Here is a 19,369-nt window from a genome sequence, read left to right as displayed (position 1 = left end):
TCATGGTCCGCTCATTGATCGCCGCCCTGTGCCTGTTCTGCCTGCCAGCGGTTGCCGCGGAAGAGCAGGTGGTCCTGGGCCTCAGCCAGGACCGGGTCGCCATTACCGCCACGTTCGACGGGTCCGAGATTTTGATATTCGGCGCCATCAAGCGCGAAGCCCCGATCCCCGAAGGCCCTCCGCTTGAGGTGATCGTGACTGTTGCCGGTCCGTCCGAGCCTCTGACCGTGCGCCGAAAAGAGCGTAAGCTGGGAATCTGGGTGAACACCGACAGCGTCGAGGTCGATCTGGCCCCAAGCTTCTACGCTGTTGCCACCAGCGGGCCATTCAAAGACATCCTCACCAATACCGAGGATCTCCGCTATCGGGTTTCCATCGAGCGGGCCATCCGCTCGGTCGGGGCGGCCATGCATATCGAGGCCGCTCAGGACTTTGCCGATGCCGTGATACGCATTCGCGAAAGCGAGAGCTTGTATTCGATCCGCGAAAACACAGTTGCGGTGGACGAACAGACCCTGTTCCGCACGTCGATCGACATGCCTGCCGACCTGACCGAAGGCGACTATGCCGCACGCATTTTCCTGACGCGGGGCGGCAATGTGGTGTCGCAATACGAAACCACCATCGACGTGCGCAAAGTGGGGCTGGAGCGATTTCTCTACAACATGTCCCGCGAACAGCCCGTTTGGTACGGGCTGATGTCACTGGTCATCGCCATCGCCGCTGGGTGGGGTGCCTCAACAGCTTTCCGTCTGCTGCGCGAAAAGTAACGTTCAGCCCCGGCCGATATAGGGCATGGTCGTGGCCATCACGGTCATGAACTGCACATTGGCCTCGGGCGGTAGATTGGCCATGTGCAGCACCGACTTGGCGGCATCTTCCACATCCATAGTCGGATCGGGCGTCGCACCGTCGGCAATCGCAGCATCGACTAGCCCCTGCACCATCTGAGTGCGGGCGTTCCCGATATCGATCTGGCCACAGGCAATGCCAAAATCGCGCCCGTCCAGCGACAGGCTGCGCGTAAGCCCTGTGATGGCGTGTTTCGTTGCAGAATAGTGCACCGAATTCGGGCGCGGCACATAAGCCGCGATCGAGCCGTTGTTGATGATGCGCCCGCCTTGCGGGGTTTGATGACGCATGATCCGAAACGCCTCACGCGCGCTCAGAAACATGCCGTTGAGGTTGACGTTGACGCTCTGGTACCAGTCCTCCAACGCGATTTCATCAATCGTGCCGCCGGGTGCAAAGATGCCTGCATTGTTGAACAGAACGTCCAGCCGCTCGGCCCTGTTCGAGAACGACCGAAAGGCGCGCGCAACCGCCACTGGATCGGTCACATCCGCAACCAGAGGGATGGAGTTGCGATGCCCTTCGGCCATTTCCACCAGTTTGTCTTCGCTGCGAGCTAGCAGGCCGACGGTCCAGCCCTCGGCCAGAAACAGCTCGGCTGTAGCCTTTCCGATCCCGGAACTTGCGCCAGTTATGAGGATGGATTTCATGTATCTTCAGCCTCCAGTGTCAGGGTCGCCGCCGGTATCGCGCGCAGATCATCGACGCGCAGAGGATGGGTGGGCTTGGACAACCGATTGCGCACCACCCAGATCAACCGTTCCTGCGCACGGGTGATGGCAACATAGGCCAGTCGTTTCCACAAGGGTTGTCCGGCCTCGGTCCGGCCCATGCGGGCAGCGGCATAGATGTCGGGCGCGAAGACCTGCACCGTATCCCATTGCGAGCCCTGCGCCTTGTGGATGGTCACCGCCGCTCCATGCAAAAAGGTCGCGCCCATACGTGCTGCATAGGGGATGAACGGCTCCTCCTCATCCGGCTTTTCGATCTGCACAATCGACGCCGCACTAATCTGAGGGTCCTCGGCACCCATGACATGCAGGCGCGAAAAACCGGGTTTTCGCCCCGGCCCCAGATAAACAACCTGCGCGCCTTTGATCAGGCCACGCGCCTCAAGATCCAGCCGTTTCTTGCGGTGTTTCAGAGGCAACTCAATCCCGTCGCAAATCAGCGGCTCACCTTCCAGCAATTCCGTCTCGGGGGCGCCATGGACCTGCCGGAAGGCCTGGATCAGACGGATGCGCGTTGCGTTGCGCCAGACCAGAACCGGGCTGCGGGCCATCAGGTCGACCTCGACCCGTTGGCCCCAGACCACCCGGTCATCGCGACGCGCGGTGTCTTCGACCAGACGCTCGAAATCCTCAAAGCCCATGGCAGGGTCAGCAAGCGCATGGGCCAGATCGAGAATGGGATTGTCGGCATCCTGACGGTGTATGCGATGCAGGGTCAGCTTGCGCGGCTCGCGCAGGGATTCGAACACCATGCTACCAGATTGATTCACCGGTGCCAGCTGTGCCGGATCGCCGAACAGCAGCAACGTCGGGAAGATCTCCTTCAGATCGTCAAACTGGCGGTCATCCAGCATCGAGGCTTCGTCGACAAAACCAATGTCCAGCGGCTCTTCCCGGCGCTTCCAGCCGGTGATGAAATCCGACCCGCGCAGACCGGCAGCGGCCAGGGCACCCGGGATCGACCTGTTGTTCTGATAGAAGGCAGCCGCCCGGTCCAGCGCCTCATCCGTCAGGCCCTCGATCTCGGGCCGTTCGTCATTGCCCTCAAGCCACTCGGCGATGCGTTCATATTCCGGGTCGTAGACGGGCGTATAGAGAATGCGATGGATGGTCGTCGCGGGTACCCCCCGCAGGCGCAAAACGCTTGCGGCCTTGTTGGTGGGGGCCAGAATCGCCAGACTGCGCTTGTCGCGAGATTTGCGGCTTTCATAGTCGCCCGAGACGATGTGAACGCCCGTCTCGGCCAGCGCCCTATACAGTTCCGCCAGTAGTAAGGTCTTGCCCGAACCGGCCTTGCCGATCACGGCCATAACGCCCGATTCACCGTGTCCCGGCAGTTTCAGCAGGGCATCATCTTCAAGGTCCACCCCGGCAGAGCGCAGCATCTCGGCGATGCTGTCATAGGCGGCGGCCTGATCTTCTGAGAAGGTCACATTGGGCAAAGACATGGCGCGACCCTACAGGGCCGCGCCACCCTTCACCAGATACGGATTTGCGTTTTCAAGGCCCTAAGCCGACAGCGCAAACCGGTGCTGTTTGGCCGGGCCGAACGCGGTTTTGAACCACAGGCGTGAAAGTTCACGCGGGATGCCCGCCCGTTCGGCCACGCGGTTGCAATCATCCGCAGAATAGGGCCAGAGACCGACCGAGATCTGATCGCGCCCTTTCCCCTCGGACCCCAACACAATCGGAGACGATCCGATCAGGCGGTAGATCCGGATCATCCGCGCATCAAAGACGCCGGCGATGTGGGTCAGACCGAAGCCCTCCATCATTTCACCGCCGCTCAGCATAATTGCCCCAGCCGTATGGGGGCTGGCTGTGCGCGACAGGCAAAAGCGCGTGACCTCCCAGATCAGAGGACTGCAGATCGGCTCGCCCTCGTTGAGATGACCGAACACCTCGTTCACCATGACCGGGCCAGTGGTCGGCAGAACCCGCATTGAGCCGCCATGGCTGCCATCCGGCTCCTCCCAAATCACATAGAGCGGGTTGAGATCATCGTATTGATCTCGCTCTTCCCCTTTTTCATTGACGTAAACGTCCCATCCCAGCCGGGTTTTGAACTGATCCGCGCGATCGCGAAACATCCCGTCGGCCAAAGCTGGAAACTTATGCAGCTCATCAGCATACAAATAACGCAACATGACTAATTCCCCTTGTCGTCCTGTGCAGGAACGAAAGGGGTACGAAGTCGTAGTTAATTTACTGTTCTAGGACCGTACGTTGCTTAAACGACTATTAACCCACGGCTGAGCGCGGTCGCGATCGCATGCGTCGTGTTTTGCGCGCCCAGTTTTGAGCGCGCGCTTTCGATATAGACCCTAAGCGTGTGTTCCGAGATCGACAGCGAATGCGCAACCTGTGCGCGGCTGAAGCCCTGCGCAAGCAACGTCATCGCATCAATTTCACGCGGGGACAGACCCCGGGTCGCTTCAGGTTGCCTGTCCTTTTCAAACTCCAGTGCTTTGCGATTGATGTAGTGCGCCACAAGGATCAATTCGCGGCCAAAGGTCGAGATGAAATCCTGCCAGGTGTCGTCGTCACAACTGTGATTGACAGTGAAAAGCGCAAACTGGCCGTTTGGCCCTCGGATCGGGATTGAATATCCCTGATTGCCCACCCCATGTCCCAACGCATCCTGAAGAAACGCCTTGGAGACCTTGCCGGACCAGTCCAGCGATTTCCAATCAACCGGGTGAAATCGTTGGAAACACCCCAGTATCACGGGGTCGATGCGATGATAGTTCTTTTCGCGATACCGTTCATCCCAGGCATCGGAATAGGTGGTATAGCCGTACTGATCCCCGGCGGCATCCACCCAATGATATGTCAGATGTTCGACTTTCAGACAGTCGCGCAGGCGAATGGCGACCGAGCCAAGCTCATCAAGCGTGCTGGTGTTTTCCAAATCCTTCAGGATCTGACCCAAGTCGAGTTCTGTTCCCATCCGCGGGCGCCCGTGCCTTATCTGTCATGGACGCGATCTCGGCTGCGGCAATCAGCTTGGTGTCGTCCAGCTGTTCGGCCAAGGCAGTCAACCCATTCGCAACAGCGAACGCGTTGAGGTCCGACAATACGTCCAGTATCCACTCATTTTGCGCCATAAGGGTCTCTCTGAAACAGTTAACGAAGTGTTAACACAACCATAACATGTGCAATCTTTTTGACCTATTCACCGGTTTCTACTCCCCAAAAATAGTGAGGGGCTAAATTCCAACCTGTTGAAACAAAAAAGGGCCCTCTCAGAAGGCAGAACACCCGCGTATCGGAGGGCCGATTCGCGGGTGTTTTTTGTCTATTTCAGGATGGGCTTAGGGACGCGCGTCCAGAACCTCTTCCAAAGTGCGCATGCCGGTGCGCGGGGCCTGTACCAGGACCGACATATTGCCCGGCTTGTGCTCGTTGCGCAGCATTTTCATATGCGCTTCGGGCAAATCATTCCACGCGAATACTTCCGACATGCAAGGATCCAGGCGACGCTCGACCATCAGCTTGTTGGCGGCTGCCGCTTGCTTCAGATGTGCAAAGTGCGAACCCTGCAGGCGTTTCTGGTGCATCCACATGTAGCGCACGTCGAAGGTACAGTTGAACCCGGTGGTCCCAGCACAAATCACGACCATACCGCCCTTTTTCACCACGAAGGTCGACACTGGGAAGGTGCTTTCGCCGGGGTGTTCAAACACCATATCAACGTTGTTGCCTTTACCGGTGATATCCCAGATCGCCTTGCCGAACTTGCGGGCTTCTTTGAACCACTCGGCATATTCGGCCGTGTTGACCGTGGGCAGCTGACCCCAGCAGTTGAAGTCCTTACGGTTCAGAACGCCTTTGGCGCCCAGCCCCATGACGAAATCCCGCTTGCTTTCGTCCGAGATCACGCCGATCGCATTTGCACCGGCCGTGTTGATCAACTGGATCGCGTAAGAGCCCAAACCACCCGAGGCACCCCAGACCAGAACGTTCTGGCCGGGCTTCAGGTCATGGGGCTCATGCCCGAACAGCATCCGGTAGGCCGTAGCGAGCGTCAGGGTATAGCACGCCGCCTGCTCCCAGGTCAGGTGCTTGGGACGCGGCATCAGCTGTTGCGCCTGCACGCGGGTGAATTGGCTGAACGACCCATCCGGAGTTTCATATCCCCAGATACGCTGGCTGGGCGAGTACATCGGATCGCCGCCGTTGCATTCCTCATCGTCGCCATCGTCCTGATTGCAGTGGATCACCACCTCATCGCCGACCTTCCAGCGCTTGACCTTGTCACCCACGGCCCAAACGATGCCGGACGCATCCGAGCCAGCGATGTGATACGGGGCCTTGTGGCCATCAAACGGGCTGATCGGCTGGCCCAGAGCAGCCCAGACGCCATTATAATTGACGCCCGCCGCCATCACGAGGACCAGAACCTCGTTGCTGTCGAGTTCGGGCACATCGACCACTTCCTGCTGCATCGCAGTATTTGGTTCTCCGTGACGCTCTTTGCGGATCGCCCAGGCGTACATCTGCTTGGGCACAAACCCCATCGGAGGGATTTCCCCCATTTCATAGAGGTCCTTTTCGGGTGCCTCGTACGACGCGATACCGCTTTCGGTGTCCAAAGCCATGCTGGCCTCCTTTTAAATACCTTTGCCGCGACGCAGAATCGCCGCCTCTCCTACAGAGGGATAGGAGGGGTTGCGCAACATTGCAACCATCTTTGGTCTATTTTTGTAATTTTATGACCCAGCGGGTGCAGAAACATCTTTCGCGAGTGCAGCATTGGCGGGTTTCACCTGTTCGGGTACCGAGTCTGCGTAATAATCCAAAAGATCCTCGCGCTGCCCGGACAGGTTCAAAACCCCGTCTTCGCGGGTCAGAATGCGCCGCTCGACCATATGATCCACCGCACTGGTGATGGCGTCCTCGGCCTCCGCCAGCGTCAGGCCATCGGCTTCCATGAGGGCAAGGATACGGCTTCGCACCTCTGGTTCGGGCATTGGGCCGTTCTCGCGCAGCAGCCAGCAGGCCGCCGGACCCGGCACCAAGGGAATCGCCGCGCCAATCCGTTTCATCAATGCGCGGGCGAGGTCGGTCATGATATCCCCCTCTGTGCGCGCCTCGAATTCTTTTAGCGAGATCGGTTCACCGTACCGAACCGCCGCCAGTCCGAACCGCTTGTAGCGGCCGATCAGCCGACGCCAGATCTGTTTGAGAACCCAGCTTGTGATCACCCCGATCCGCGCGCGAAACCGTCGATCGGTTCCGAGGGCGGCGCGCGTCAGGATCGTGTCCTCAAGCACGCGGTCATAGTTCAAGGCCACCGGCACAAACACCACATCGCGCCCCTCAGGCGAGGTGCCGTCGATAATATATTTCAACAAGCCCAGCTTGGGGCGCCCCAAAGCCCCGGTCAGGCTGAGCCCGCCTTCGGGGAACATCGCCTGCGTTACACCTGCTTCGGTCGCATGGCGCACATAGCTGGCCAGAACCTGGCGATACAGCTCACTGCCCGATTTGCGACGGATGAAATACGCGCCCATCGCGCGGATCAACCGGCTGAGCGGCCAAACCCGCGCCCATTCGCCCACGGCATAGGACAGGGCGGATTGCTGCGCCGCCAGATAAGTGACCAGAACATAGTCCATGTTGCTGCGATGGTTCATCACAAAGACAACCGTCGCCTCAGGATCGATATCCTTGATCGCGCTTTCATCCTTGTAGCTGAGATGCACGTTGTAGAACGCGTTGCTCAGCAACCGGGACAGACGAATGGCGAAGCTAAAATAGGCAAAAGCCGAAAAGGAGGGCACGATCTCACGCGCGTATCGGCGGGCTTGTTCGAACGCAACGGCTTCGGGGATGCCTTCGTCATGGGCGTGCTGCTGCACCGCTTGCCCGACCTGAGGATCATAGATGAGCCGCTGGATCATGTCGTGCCGCCGCGCCAGCTTGAACGGCTGGATCGGTCTCTGCAGGCGCTGGTTCAACCGAGCGACCGCCCTCTCAAGCCTGCGGCGAAAAAACCAGCGGACCGACGGGAACAGAAAATGCGAGGCGAAGGTGACCATGGCAAAGACCACGATCAACAGGAATAGCCACAGCGGAAGTTCCACGGTTCTCAACATCGGGCCACACTGCCACCAAACGAGACGGCTCACAATCTAGACAATTCGCATATGCCGCAACGCAGCGAATTGACAATGCCTGAAAATTGCGATTTAGAACCCGTAGACGTAATTTTGTTGCTCACCGAAACACGAGGCCCGCCCATGACGCAGATGCAGAAAGACCGCCCCTGGCTGATCCGAACCTATGCCGGTCATTCCACCGCCAAAGCCTCGAACGCGCTGTATCGCGGCAACCTCGCCAAAGGTCAGACTGGCCTGTCGGTGGCTTTCGATCTGCCGACTCAAACGGGCTATGACAGCGACCACACACTGGCGCGGGGTGAGGTCGGCAAAGTGGGTGTGCCGATCTGCCATCTGGGCGACATGCGGGTGCTGTTCGACCAGATTCCGCTGGAGCAGATGAACACCTCGATGACGATCAACGCGACGGCCCCGTGGCTGCTGGCGCTTTACATCGCCGTGGCCGAGGAACAGGGCGCGGATGTCTCAAAGCTGCAGGGCACCGTACAGAATGACCTGATCAAGGAATATCTCAGCCGCGGCACCTATGTCTGCCCGCCCAAGCCGTCGTTGAAGATGATCGCGGACGTGGCCGAGTATTGCTATACTAACGTGCCGAAATGGAACCCGATGAACGTGTGTTCCTACCACCTGCAAGAGGCCGGCGCGACACCGGAACAGGAGCTGGCCTACGCACTCGCCACAGCCATCGCAGTGCTGGACGAACTACGCCCGCGTGTGCCTGCCGAGGACTTCCCTGCCCTGTGTGGGCGCATTTCCTTCTTCGTGAATGCAGGTATCCGCTTTGTTACCGAAATGTGCAAAATGCGGGCCTTTGTCGACCTTTGGGATGAAATCCTTCAACAACGCTATGGTGTTGAGAACCCCAAGTTCCGCAGATTCCGCTATGGCGTTCAAGTGAACTCGCTTGGGCTGACTGAACAGCAACCGGAAAACAACGTCTACCGCATCCTGATCGAAATGCTGGCCGTGACCCTGTCGAAAAAGGCGCGCGCCCGTGCCGTTCAGTTGCCCGCCTGGAATGAGGCCTTGGGCCTGCCCCGCCCGTGGGACCAGCAGTGGTCAATGCGTATGCAGCAGATTCTGGCTTTTGAGACGGACCTGCTGGAATACGGAGACCTGTTCGACGGGAACCCGGCGGTTGATGCCAAGGTCGAAGAACTCAAAGAAGGCGCGCGGGCCGAGTTGGCCAATCTCGACTCCATGGGCGGTGCCGTGGCCTCGATCGAATATATGAAGTCCCGGCTGGTCGATTCCAATGCAGAACGCCTGAACCGCATTGAACGGAACGAAACCATTGTGGTCGGTGTGAACAAATGGGTCGACGGTGAGCCCTCGCCCCTGCAAACCGAGGATGGCGGCATTATGGTCGTGGATCCTGCGGTCGAGCAGGAGCAGATCAATCGTCTGAACGAATGGCGGGCCGAACGTGATGACGCAGCCGTCGCAGTGGCGCTGGCTGCTTTGCGCAAGGCGGCGCAAACTGGGGCGAATGTCATGGAGCCCTCGATCGCTGCGGCCAAGGCCGGTGCAACTACGGGTGAATGGGCTGAGGAAATGCGCAAGGTCTACGGCACCTACCGTGGCCCGACCGGCGTGTCCGGCTCGGTCTCGAACAAGACCGAAGGCTTGGAAGACCTGCGCGCCTCGGTCGATGCGGTCAGCGACCGGCTCGGGCGTCGTTTGAAATTCCTGGTCGGCAAGCCGGGGCTGGACGGCCATTCCAACGGAGCCGAGCAGATCGCCTTCCGCGCCCGCGATTGCGGCATGGATATCAGCTATGAGGGCATTCGCCTGACACCAGAAGAAATCGTCTCGGCCGCGTCCGAGGATGATGCCCATGTCATCGGTTTGTCGATCCTGTCTGGCAGTCATCTGCCTCTGGTCGAAGACGTAATGAGCCGCCTGAAACAGGCAGGCCTGTCACACGTGCCTGTCATTGTCGGCGGGATTATCCCAGACGATGACGCAGACGCTTTGAAAAAAATGGGCGTTGCCAGAATCTACACCCCCAAGAATTTCGAGTTGAACGCAATCATGGGCGACATCGTCGCGCTGGTGGACCCACAGGAAATCGCCGCCGAATAACACCCGTTTTGAAAAACTCTTGATGGCTATTCCCGAAATGAAGGGAATAGCCTATATCGGCGTGTGGAAATACGGCTTGTATTTTACAACCACAACCACTCACGTCTGAAAGAGGAATTATAATGGGACTTGAGCTTGAAAACATGTCGCGCAATGAACTTCTGCAATTGCGCAACGATATTGATAAAGCCCTGGTAAATGCCGAAAAGCGCGAGCGCAAAGCCGCTCTGGAAGCTGCCGAAAAAGCCGCAGCCGAATTCGGATTTTCCTTGTCCGAGCTTTCGGACGCCGCCCCCAAAGGCGCCAAACTTCAGAAATCAAAAGCGAAATACCGCAATCCAAACGCCCCGGAACAAACCTGGACCGGCCGTGGACGCAAGCCTCAATGGGTCCATGACGCGCTGAATTCCGGCACCGATATCGCCGAGTTGGAAATCTAAATTTGAGGTCGTTTCAGAAATGACAATCCACATTGGCGCTGAAAAAGGCGACATCGCAGAAACCGTTCTATTGCCCGGAGATCCCCATCGGGCGAAATGGGCGGCGGAAACGTTTTTGGATGATGTTAGGTTAGTCAATAACGTGCGCGGCATGCTCGGGTTTACCGGAACGTGGAAAGGGAACACTGTTACCATTCAGGGCAGCGGCATGGGGATGCCCTCACTTTCCATTTACGTGAACGAATTGATCCGGGATTTCGGCGCAAAGACATTGATCCGCATTGGCTCCTGCGGCGGTATGCAGGACAGCGTCAATGTCCGCGATGTTATTCTTGCCATGACGTCGACCACGCTCAGCACCCCGTCCCGGGGCATCATGAAGGAACTGAACTTCGCCCCCTGTGCCGATTGGGGTCTTTTGCAGGCGGCGGCCAATGCGGCGGCGGCCAAGGGAACACCGACCCATGTGGGCGGGATCTATTCGTCTGACGTGTTCTATGATGAGCGCCCCGATTTGAACGAACAGATGGTGCGTCACGGCATTCTGGGGGTCGAGATGGAAGCAGCCGAGCTGTATATCCTCGCCGCCAGACACAAATGCCGGGCGCTTGCGGTTTTGACCGTCTCGGACCACCTGCTGACAGGCGAGGCCCTGCCCTCATCCGAGCGGGAGCGTAGCTTTCGCGATATGGTCGAGATCGCGTTGCAAGCGGCCTTCCCGGATGCAGCATAACGTGAAACGGGCCGAGCATGTCTCGGCCCGATTTCTATTTGCCAATTGATTGCCGCAGACATTTCGAAGGACGATCTGAACCGTCTGACGTCGCGCCGCAAAAGGCGCAAACCCACAGATTTTCGTTTCGATGCTGTCGCCAGCGACAGTCGCGTGTCAGCGAAGACGTGCGGGATCGCCAGAAGAAATAGGCGAAAACCCCAGCGGCCAGAAGAAGCAGAAGAACAGGCATAGATCTGTTTGGCCCGTTCCAGCCGCAAATGGCAAGGATGGTGTTACGCTGCGTTTGCGTATTCGAACAGCTCAGGCTCTCTTTGATCTTCCGCGCCAACCGGTTCTGGCGTGTAATACGCCCAAGCTTGCTCCAACAAGGTCAGAGCTTCCTTGGCGTCGGTTTTCGGTGTGTTTGTTTGTGTACTCATCGGAGTGATCCTGATTTCATCACTCCTCCCTTCTGCAAATATACCGCGTCAGTTGCCCGACGACATCGGACGTTTTTGCAAAGGGGGCATGCGCTTGCCGCAGCACGGCAAGCGCATCGGTCGATCAGACAGAACGTTCGACCATCATCTTCTTGATCTGCGCGATCGCTGCGGCCGGGTTCAGGCCCTTCGGGCAGGTCTTGGCACAGTTCATGATCGTGTGGCAGCGATACAGCTTGAAGGGGTCTTCCAGCTCATCCAGACGCTCCCCCGTGGCTTCATCGCGGCTGTCGATGATCCAGCGATAGGCATGCAGCAAGGCTGCGGGGCCAAGATAGCGGTCGCCGTTCCACCAGTAGCTCGGGCACGAGGTCGAGCAGCTGGCGCACATCACGCATTCATACAGGCCGTCCAGTTTCTTGCGGTCTTCGATGGACTGCTTCCACTCTTTCGCGGGACGGTTGGTCTTGGTTTCCAGCCACGGCATGATCGAGGCATGCTGCGCGTAGAAATGCGTCAGGTCGGGGATCAGGTCCTTGACCACCGGCATATGTGGCAGCGGATAGATCTTCACGTCGCCCTTGATCTCATCCATGCCGTAGATGCAGGCCAGCGTGTTTATCCCGTCGATATTCATCGCGCAGGAGCCACAGATCCCCTCGCGGCACGAACGGCGGAAGGTCAGGGTCGGATCGATCTCGTTCTTGATCTTGATCAGCGCGTCCAGAATCATCGGACCGCAGGTGTCCATATCGACGAAATACGTGTCGACACGCGGGTTCTGTCCGTCATCGGGGTTCCAGCGATAGATCTGGAACTTGCGCAGGTTCTTCGCGCCGTCCGGTTTGGGCCATGTCTTGCCGGTGGTGATCCGGGAATTCTTGGGCAGGGTCAGTTGAACCATGTCAATTCTCCATTCAGCCTGTCCGGGCGCGGTCAGACGCGCCTCGATTGTAGTGCCCCCAATGGGCAATGTTCACGTCAAAATCCGCAGATAACCAGTCGGCAATCGCCTGAGGGTCATCGCGGTCGATATCAAAGCGCAGGAACCTTGGGATCCCGTTGAAATGGGCCTGCACCTCGGCGTGGTGTACGTCATACATCCGGCGCCAGCCCTGTTTCACCTCGTCTGCGCCCATCCCGTTGGCCTTGCAGCAGCGTTCGAGATAGCCGCCATTGCTGTGCAGCGCGCGTGAGGAAATCCAATCCTCGCGATCGCGCGTGTTCAGCAGGAAATAGGCATCCGGATATGCGGCGTGCAACTCGCGGAAGAACCGCGTGCCATCCAGCATGAACCGGGCATTCACGAAGGCAATGTCGGTAAAGGCCCGGACCGAGCCGAACCCATCCAGCGGTTTCCGACCCATGGCAATATTCGTCACCATTTTCTGGGCCAGGTTGTTGCCCTGATCGTCCACCCAGTGCACCGACGCGATGCCGCTGTTCTGAAACAGCTTGTGCAGCGACGTGGTGGCGCAGCGGTTCAGACCGATCAGGATGATCTTGGGGTCTCGCGGACCCGAGGGCAGCTGTTCAACCGTCATGGCAAGCACCCCTCACCACGCCCGAAAGGGGCGTTTATCGTGTCGGTGGGTATGTGGCGCTTGCACCTCATTGCCTGATGGTTGCTCCTACTTAGAACGTCCGCGCTTTGGGCGCGATTTTCTTGAGGCTGATGCCGCCCTGATCCTCGTTGGTCAAAGGATCAACGATCACCGGACGGTAGCTGAGTTCAACCTTGTTACCCTCGACCCGGCTGACGGTGTGGACACGCCAGTTCTCGTCGTCGCGCTCGGCGAAATCCTCGTGCGCATGCGCGCCACGGGACTCTTTGCGCGCTTCGGCCCCCACGATGGTAGCCAGAGCACTCGGCATCAAATTGGTCAGTTCCAACGACTCCATCAGGTCACTGTTCCAGACCAGAGACCGGTCCGAAACCTTCAGATCGTCCATCTTGGCAGCGATCGCCGTCATCTTTTCGACGCCTTCCGCCATGGTCTTGGCGGTCCGGAAGACAGCCGCGTCCTGCTGCATGGTCTTTTGCATATCAAGCCGCAGGTCAGCGGTCGGGACTGCGCCCGAGGCGTTCCGCACGGCGTCAAACCGATCAAATGCCTTGTCAACCGATGCCTGGTTCAGCACAGGGTTCGACGCGTCCGCGTCCACTACTTTACCGGCCCGGATGGCCGCCGCGCGACCGAAGACGACCAGATCGATCAGAGAGTTAGATCCCAGACGGTTGGCACCGTGGACCGAAGCACAACCCGCTTCGCCCACTGCCATAAGGCCGGGAACAACCGCGGTTGGGTTGTCGGCAGTTGGGTTGAGAACCTCACCCCAATAATTCGTCGGAATACCGCCCATATTGTAGTGCACGGTCGGCAGAACCGGGATGGGTTCCTTGGTAACGTCAACACCAGCAAAGACACGTGCCGATTCCGAGATTCCAGGCAACCGTTCCGCCAGCGCCTCGGCTGGCAGGTGGCTCAGGTTCAAATGAATATGATCCCCGTCATCGCCGTGACCACGACCTTCGCGGATCTCCATCGTCATCGAACGCGAGACATAGTCGCGCGGCGCCAAGTCCTTGTACTGGGGCGCATAGCGCTCCATGAATCGCTCACCTTCGGAGTTGGTCAGGTAACCGCCCTCCCCCCTCGCACCTTCGGTGATCAGGCAACCCGAGCCGTAGATTCCAGTCGGGTGAAACTGAACGAACTCCATATCCTGCAGGGCCAGACCGGCACGGGCCACCATGCCGCCACCGTCGCCGGTGCAGGTATGGGCCGAGGTCGCGCTGAAATATGCACGACCGTAACCGCCGGTCGCCAGTACAACCATCTTGGCGTTGAAGACATGCATCGTGCCGTCGTCCAGCTTCCAGCAGACGACGCCCTGACACTGCCCGTCCTCGGACATGATCAGGTCGATGGCGAAATATTCGATGTAGAATTCAGCGTTGTTTTTCAGCGATTGTCCATAGAGCGTATGCAGGATCGCGTGGCCCGTCCGGTCCGCGGCTGCACAGGTGCGCTGCACGGCGGGGCCTTCGCCAAACTCGGTGGTGTGACCGCCGAAGGGACGCTGATAGATTTTACCTTCTTCGGTCCGGCTGAAGGGCACGCCGTAGTGCTCCAGCTCATACACAGCTTTGGGGGCTTCACGCGCGAGATATTCCATCGCATCGGTGTCACCCAGCCAGTCCGAACCCTTTACGGTGTCGTACATGTGCCATTGCCAATGGTCAGGCCCCATGTTGGACAGGGACGCGGCAATACCACCTTGCGCGGCAACCGTATGTGAGCGTGTCGGGAACACTTTGGTGACACAGGCTGTACGCAGCCCCTGCTCGGCCATGCCCAATGTTGCCCGCAGACCGGCCCCACCTGCGCCTACGACGACAACGTCGTATTCGTGGGTTTCATATTCATATGCTGCTGTCATTGTTCTTGTTCCTTATCGCGCGTCACAGGGCCAGCTTGACCAGGGCAAACAGCCCCGCAGCCATCAGCGTGTAGCCAAGCGCCCACATCGCAACGAGAGAGATTTTCTCAAGAATGCCATGGATATAGTCTTCGATGGTTTCCTGCGCCTCATACATAAGCTGCTGAAGGCCCACGATCAGGGTCAGGGCGGTGACAATCGCAGGGAAAGGACGGCTGAAATAGGCCAGAACCTCTTCGTACGTGCCGCCGAGGCCCATTCCGAAGGTGATGATAAATATGGGAACCAGCACGGTCAGGATCATCGCGCGCACCATGGTACGCCAATGGGTTTGTGTTCCCGATTTCCCTGCGCCCAGGCCCTGCGCGCGTTTGCGGTCGGTCAGATATCGCATGTCCGTCTCCTTAAACCACAAGCACGGTGAGAATGGTCAGGACGGTGGCCCCGATGAACATGCCCATCCCCAGTTTTTCCGAGGTGTTCACGTCGAGGCAGTAGCCGAAGTCCCAGAACACGTGACGCAGGCGGCCCAGTGTGTGATACCAAAGCGCCCAGGTCGCAACGATGAGGATCAGCTTACCGAACCAGCCGGTTAGAAACCCGTCGATCAGCGCAAAGGCACTTTCCGAAGTTGACGCGGCCAGCAGCCACCAGACGACCAGAATGGCAACGGCAAACACCCCGAGGCCGGAGAACCGAACCATGATGGACGACATCGAAGTCATCTGCGGGCGATAGATCATAATATGTGGCGAGAGCGGGCGGTTGCCCCGATTGACATCGGCCATGGCGGCTCCTCTTACTTTGGCTACCAGAGTTTTTACTTGTTTTTGCGCTTCTGTCACGTGCTGCACCTGCAAAAACAGGTAAAATTGCCTCAAATAAGGTGATTTAGGCCGAATGTGATCACGCTAAATGTAGGTGTGATCACAAAAAATATTCCCTCGATACAATGTTAGCGTTTTCAATGCCCAAGCATTGTGATCACGAATCCCTGCAGATCAGCGAAAACCGGCAGATTGCTGCGTCACCTCACGCAGCAGCTTTTTGCGTATGCGCTCTGGATAATCTGCAAAACCCGAGGCCGAGACCACAAACGCCCCCTCTCCGAAAATGACATTTTCAAAGAAATAGGCCGTTAGGTCCGGTTCACTTTCTTCAATAGCTATGGCGTTTACTGTCACGCCTCGATCTTTCAGAAGGCCGTGAATCTGTGTTGGCTCAACACCTTCGTTGGAAACCCCATCGCCCGAGATATCAATCAGCAGTCGCCTGCACTCTGCCACGTCGTCAAACCGCAGCAGGGTGGCTTCCAAAGCCTCTCCGATCGCAGTCGAGAAATTGCGCCAGACCCTTGGGTCCTGTGCAACTTGATCAGCGAACTTCTCCAGAGCAATAAAGCTGTCGATTTTCGTCCACGGGATCGTCACCCGCTGGCGGGATTCGCCCGTCCACTGCAGCAGCATCAACTGCGCCTGTCCGCGCACCAAGGCCTCGGACACGACGGGGTCGCGCAGCCCAGCGGCGAGGCCATCCATCTGAATGCGATATTCGCTGCTATCGACAGAGCCCGAGACATCCACCGCCAAGGCCATCGCCAGATCACACGACCAGGCGGGGCGTGTAAGGCACAGGAAAAGGGTGAGAAAACGCAGAAACATTTCGCCACCCTAGCACGGATTGCGGGTCCTGTGTTCACATCACTGTAACCCGATTTTAGCGTTTCGGGTTATACCTGTGACACGAATACCCTGCCACGCTTGCGGCGTTCTCGGGACATTCGTGTCACTTGATGAGTCCGGTAAACCCGAAACGCTTTAGATCGGCATCAAGGCCCAATAGTCGAGGTCCAGCAACACATCCGGCGTGTATTTTCCGTCTTCACCGCGCAGCTCGAACGGCGCGCCGCCTTTGGTCGCCACCAGGCGCAGGCGGATCGCCCCTACTCCGGGCACGTCGGTTTCGGCCTTGTCCAGAACCTCGGACCACGCCTTGATCGTGTCTCCTGCGAAACAGGGGTTGGCATGTGCGCCGCCATTCAGACCCACGATCATCTGCGCATTGGCCAACCCGTTGAATGACAAGGCCCGCGCCATCGAGATTACGTGACCGCCATAGATCAAGCGGCCTTCGGGGCGGAAGGTCAGGTCGAAATGCACCTTGGCCGTGTTCTGCCACAGGCGTGTGGCCAGCATATGCTCGGCCTCTTCAACCGTCACGCCGTCCACGTGATCAATGGTCTCGCCGATCTCATAGTCGCCCCAACGGTGTGGCTCACCGGCCAGAGTGAAATCATAGTTTGAGAAATCCAGCCCCTCAGGGATGACCAAATCACTCGGCTCCAGCACTTTCTTCAACTCTGGCACAACCGTTTCCGGTGCCGGCGCATCCGGGTTTGCCTTGCGCACCATCACCCAGCGGACATATTCCAGGACCACTTCGTCCAACTGGTTCAGACCGCGTGTCCGCACCCAGACCACACCGGTCTTGCCGTTCGAGTTCTGCTTGACCCCGATCACCTCGGACACCGACCGCAGCGTGTCACCCGCATGAACCGGCAGCAGCCAACGCCCCTCGGCATAGCCCAGATTGGCCACGGCGTTCAGCGAGATATCGGGCACCGTTTTGCCGAACACAACGTGGAAGGCCGCCAGATCATCAATCGGGCTTTCCTGCAAACCACAGGACCGCGCGAACTCATCCGAGGAATACAGCGCATGACGCGCGGGATAGAGCGCATGGTAGAGGCCGCGCTCTCCCTCCGTCACGGTGCGCGGGACGGCGTGCGGTAGCACCTGCCCGACGGAATAATCCTCGAAAAAGCGGCCCGGATTGGTTTTTGCCATTATTGCTGTCCCAGTTTCATCTCAGGTGAATAGTCCGCGTCGACCTCTTTGGTCACAGCCTGCGCGCACCGCATGACGTTGTTGGCCTGATCGAAGGCATAGGAGGGATCGCCATAAAGCTCCCACCCTTTTGCCAAGGCATCCGACACTTTGTGACAGAAGGCCGAGGTGTCCTCCTCGGTCAGCAGGCGATAGAGTTTTGCCATTCTTTCAGGTCCTTATCATCCGAATGGAGACGGGCCGACCAGCCCGTGGATATAGCCAATCACACCCAGCAGCACGATCGAGGCGACAAAGAACATCGCGTCCATGCCATAGGTGCCGGGTTCGCCAGGGGTCCAGTCGGGTTCGGATTTGTTGATCACGATCACCTCGACCACGGCCCAGGCCAAAAGCCCGCCGAACAAGATGATTGAAGCCAGATCACCATTCACCAACAGATGCGCAAAGGCCCATAGCTTGAACCCGCCCAGCATCGGATGGCGCAGCTTATGCAGCAGACGGCCTTTTTTGGGGGCGGGGCTCATCATGTAGATCGCGATCAGCACCAACAGGTTGTTGATATGGGTCATGAAGCTTGGCGGTGCCCAGACATAGATAGACTCGGTCATGCGGTAGCCGAAGATCATCAACAAGATCGCGGCCACCAGCGCCAGCGCCACAGCCCCTTTGCCGCCATCGCCCATCGCCGCGCGTTGCGCAGGCAGGATGCGTTTGAACAGATGTGCGGCCCACCATAGCGCCACACCAAGGATCAGAAGAACAAAGCCCATGCTGGCTTACCCCGCTTGCAAAGCTGAAATCGCCTCCGCTTTTGCCAGAATTTCGCGGGCAGTTACAACATGCAGGTTTTCGACGATCTTGCCGTCGACAACGGCAACACCCTGCCCTTGCGCCTCGGTTTCCTCAAACGCGCTGATCTGACGGCGGGCGAGGTCGATCTCGTCATCCGACGGGGCGAAGGCTGCATTGGTGACCTCGATCTGCGCCGGGTGGATCAGCGTCTTGCCATCAAAGCCCATATCGCGGCCCTGTTCGCATTCGGCGGCCAACCCTTCAGTGTCTTTGAAGGCGTTGTAGACGCCATCAACAATGATCAGCCCTTCGGCCTTGGCTGCAAGCAGGCAAAGACCAAGTGAGGTCATCAGCGGCAGACGGTCGGGACGAAACCGGGTTTGCAAGTCTTTGGCCAAATCGTTTGCCCCCATCACGAAACCCGCCATCAGCGGATGCGCTGCAATCTCGGCCGCATTCAGCATACCGCGCGGGGTCTCCATCATGGCCCAGATCGGCAGATCCCCGGTGATCGCGGCCAAAGCATCCACATCCGCCGCCGAATTCACCTTGGGCAACAGAACCGCATCGGCATCCATCTCGCGCACGGCTTTGGCGTCATCTGCACCCCACGGAGTATCCAGGCCGTTGATACGAACGATCTTGACCCGAGAGCCGTATCCGCCAGCGGCCAGCGCGGCCTTCAGGGTCTCGCGTGCATTGGGTTTTTCGTCGGCAGACACCGCGTCTTCGAGATCGAAGATGATGGCATCGACCGGCAAGGTGCGGGCCTTGTCCAAGGCCCGGTCACGCGAACCGGGAATGTATAGAACCGAGCGATAAGGGCGCTGACGCGGGTGCATTGGCCTCTCCCGTTGAAATAATGTTGCGCAGAAAGGGGCATTTTTCTCAGG

General features: G+C 58.5%; 21 protein-coding genes. 4 read left to right on the top strand and 17 right to left on the bottom strand.

The window, feature by feature from the left end:
* Positions 1-2 precede the first annotated feature (2 nt).
* Positions 3-770, top strand: a complete 768-nt coding sequence (locus J7394_RS08505; RefSeq protein ID WP_209252330.1) for a TIGR02186 family protein — start codon at positions 3-5, stop codon at positions 768-770.
* Between the two features lie 3 nt (positions 771-773).
* Here J7394_RS08505 and J7394_RS08500 read toward each other — a convergent pair whose 3' ends face one another.
* The 6 genes from J7394_RS08500 to J7394_RS08475 all read right to left on the bottom strand — a co-directional run bounded on the left by J7394_RS08500 (position 774) and on the right by J7394_RS08475 (position 7,684).
* Positions 774-1,502, bottom strand: coding sequence for an SDR family oxidoreductase (locus J7394_RS08500; protein ID WP_209252329.1), 729 nt, complete (start codon positions 1,500-1,502; stop codon positions 774-776).
* Entirely contained in the window at positions 1,499-3,031 is a 1,533-nt protein-coding gene (locus J7394_RS08495; protein WP_209252328.1) for an ATP-dependent RecD-like DNA helicase, read from the bottom strand. Before J7394_RS08495 ends, J7394_RS08500 begins: the two co-directional genes overlap by 4 nt.
* Positions 3,032-3,091: 60 nt before the next feature.
* Positions 3,092-3,730 carry an acyl-homoserine-lactone synthase gene (locus tag J7394_RS08490; protein ID WP_170378937.1) on the bottom strand — a complete coding sequence of 213 codons (639 nt, stop codon included), beginning with the start codon at positions 3,728-3,730 and terminating at the stop codon, positions 3,092-3,094.
* An 83-nt stretch (positions 3,731-3,813) separates the two neighbouring features.
* Complete coding sequence (locus J7394_RS08485) at positions 3,814-4,533, bottom strand: LuxR family transcriptional regulator (protein ID WP_209252327.1); 720 nt, start codon at positions 4,531-4,533, stop codon at positions 3,814-3,816.
* Between the two features lie 364 nt (positions 4,534-4,897).
* Complete coding sequence (gene ccrA / locus J7394_RS08480) at positions 4,898-6,184, bottom strand: crotonyl-CoA carboxylase/reductase (protein ID WP_209252326.1); 1,287 nt, start codon at positions 6,182-6,184, stop codon at positions 4,898-4,900.
* Between the two features lie 111 nt (positions 6,185-6,295).
* On the bottom strand, positions 6,296-7,684 hold the full coding sequence (locus J7394_RS08475; RefSeq protein WP_209252324.1) for a 1-acyl-sn-glycerol-3-phosphate acyltransferase: 1,389 nt from the start codon (positions 7,682-7,684) through the stop codon (positions 6,296-6,298).
* Positions 7,685-7,828: 144 nt separating this feature from the next.
* On the opposite strand from J7394_RS08475, the gene J7394_RS08470 reads away from it, so the two are divergent.
* From J7394_RS08470 to deoD, 3 genes are all read left to right on the top strand, one after another.
* The gene (locus tag J7394_RS08470; RefSeq protein WP_209252322.1) at positions 7,829-9,796 is read left to right on the top strand and encodes a protein meaA; all 1,968 of its coding nucleotides are present in this window, start codon (positions 7,829-7,831) and stop codon (positions 9,794-9,796) included.
* 122 nt (positions 9,797-9,918) lie between these two features.
* Complete coding sequence (locus J7394_RS08465) at positions 9,919-10,236, top strand: H-NS family nucleoid-associated regulatory protein (protein ID WP_209252320.1); 318 nt, start codon at positions 9,919-9,921, stop codon at positions 10,234-10,236.
* Between the two features lie 19 nt (positions 10,237-10,255).
* Positions 10,256-10,969 carry a purine-nucleoside phosphorylase gene (deoD, locus tag J7394_RS08460; protein WP_209252318.1) on the top strand — a complete coding sequence of 238 codons (714 nt, stop codon included), beginning with the start codon at positions 10,256-10,258 and terminating at the stop codon, positions 10,967-10,969.
* 275 nt (positions 10,970-11,244) lie between these two features.
* Here the strand turns inward: deoD and J7394_RS08455 are convergent, their stop codons facing one another.
* The 11 genes from J7394_RS08455 to J7394_RS08405 form a co-directional block, all read right to left on the bottom strand.
* A complete protein-coding gene (locus tag J7394_RS08455) occupies positions 11,245-11,391 on the bottom strand; it encodes a hypothetical protein (RefSeq protein ID WP_209252316.1) in 147 nt (48 codons plus the stop codon).
* Positions 11,392-11,515: 124 nt separating this feature from the next.
* Positions 11,516-12,295, bottom strand: coding sequence for a succinate dehydrogenase iron-sulfur subunit (locus J7394_RS08450; protein ID WP_170462678.1), 780 nt, complete (start codon positions 12,293-12,295; stop codon positions 11,516-11,518).
* Between the two features lie 13 nt (positions 12,296-12,308).
* Positions 12,309-12,935 carry a sulfotransferase gene (locus J7394_RS08445; protein WP_209252314.1) on the bottom strand — a complete coding sequence of 209 codons (627 nt, stop codon included), beginning with the start codon at positions 12,933-12,935 and terminating at the stop codon, positions 12,309-12,311.
* A 91-nt stretch (positions 12,936-13,026) separates the two neighbouring features.
* Positions 13,027-14,835, bottom strand: coding sequence for a succinate dehydrogenase flavoprotein subunit (gene sdhA / locus J7394_RS08440; protein WP_209252312.1), 1,809 nt, complete (start codon positions 14,833-14,835; stop codon positions 13,027-13,029).
* 22 nt (positions 14,836-14,857) lie between these two features.
* A complete protein-coding gene (locus J7394_RS08435; protein WP_209252311.1) occupies positions 14,858-15,229 on the bottom strand; it encodes a succinate dehydrogenase, hydrophobic membrane anchor protein in 372 nt (123 codons plus the stop codon).
* Positions 15,230-15,239: 10 nt separating this feature from the next.
* Complete coding sequence (sdhC, locus tag J7394_RS08430) at positions 15,240-15,623, bottom strand: succinate dehydrogenase, cytochrome b556 subunit (RefSeq protein WP_209252310.1); 384 nt, start codon at positions 15,621-15,623, stop codon at positions 15,240-15,242.
* A 213-nt stretch (positions 15,624-15,836) separates the two neighbouring features.
* Entirely contained in the window at positions 15,837-16,496 is a 660-nt protein-coding gene (locus J7394_RS08425) for a DUF1194 domain-containing protein (RefSeq protein ID WP_209252309.1), read from the bottom strand.
* A 156-nt stretch (positions 16,497-16,652) separates the two neighbouring features.
* Positions 16,653-17,681: a MaoC family dehydratase gene (locus tag J7394_RS08420; RefSeq protein WP_209252308.1), complete on the bottom strand. Its 1,029-nt coding sequence runs from the start codon at positions 17,679-17,681 to the stop codon at positions 16,653-16,655.
* Complete coding sequence (locus J7394_RS08415; RefSeq protein ID WP_170378966.1) at positions 17,681-17,887, bottom strand: DUF1737 domain-containing protein; 207 nt, start codon at positions 17,885-17,887, stop codon at positions 17,681-17,683. The genes J7394_RS08420 and J7394_RS08415 overlap by 1 nt, the downstream gene beginning before the upstream one ends.
* Before the next feature lie 15 nt (positions 17,888-17,902).
* On the bottom strand, positions 17,903-18,454 hold the full coding sequence (locus tag J7394_RS08410; RefSeq protein WP_209252307.1) for an NnrU family protein: 552 nt from the start codon (positions 18,452-18,454) through the stop codon (positions 17,903-17,905).
* A 6-nt stretch (positions 18,455-18,460) separates the two neighbouring features.
* Entirely contained in the window at positions 18,461-19,318 is an 858-nt protein-coding gene (locus J7394_RS08405) for a CoA ester lyase (protein WP_209252304.1), read from the bottom strand.
* Positions 19,319-19,369: the final 51 nt, after the last annotated feature.

The sequence above is a fragment of the Ruegeria sp. R13_0 genome (assembly GCF_017743995.1).
Lineage (GTDB): Bacteria > Pseudomonadota > Alphaproteobacteria > Rhodobacterales > Rhodobacteraceae > Ruegeria.
This window is presented reverse-complemented; position numbering and strand designations above follow the sequence as displayed.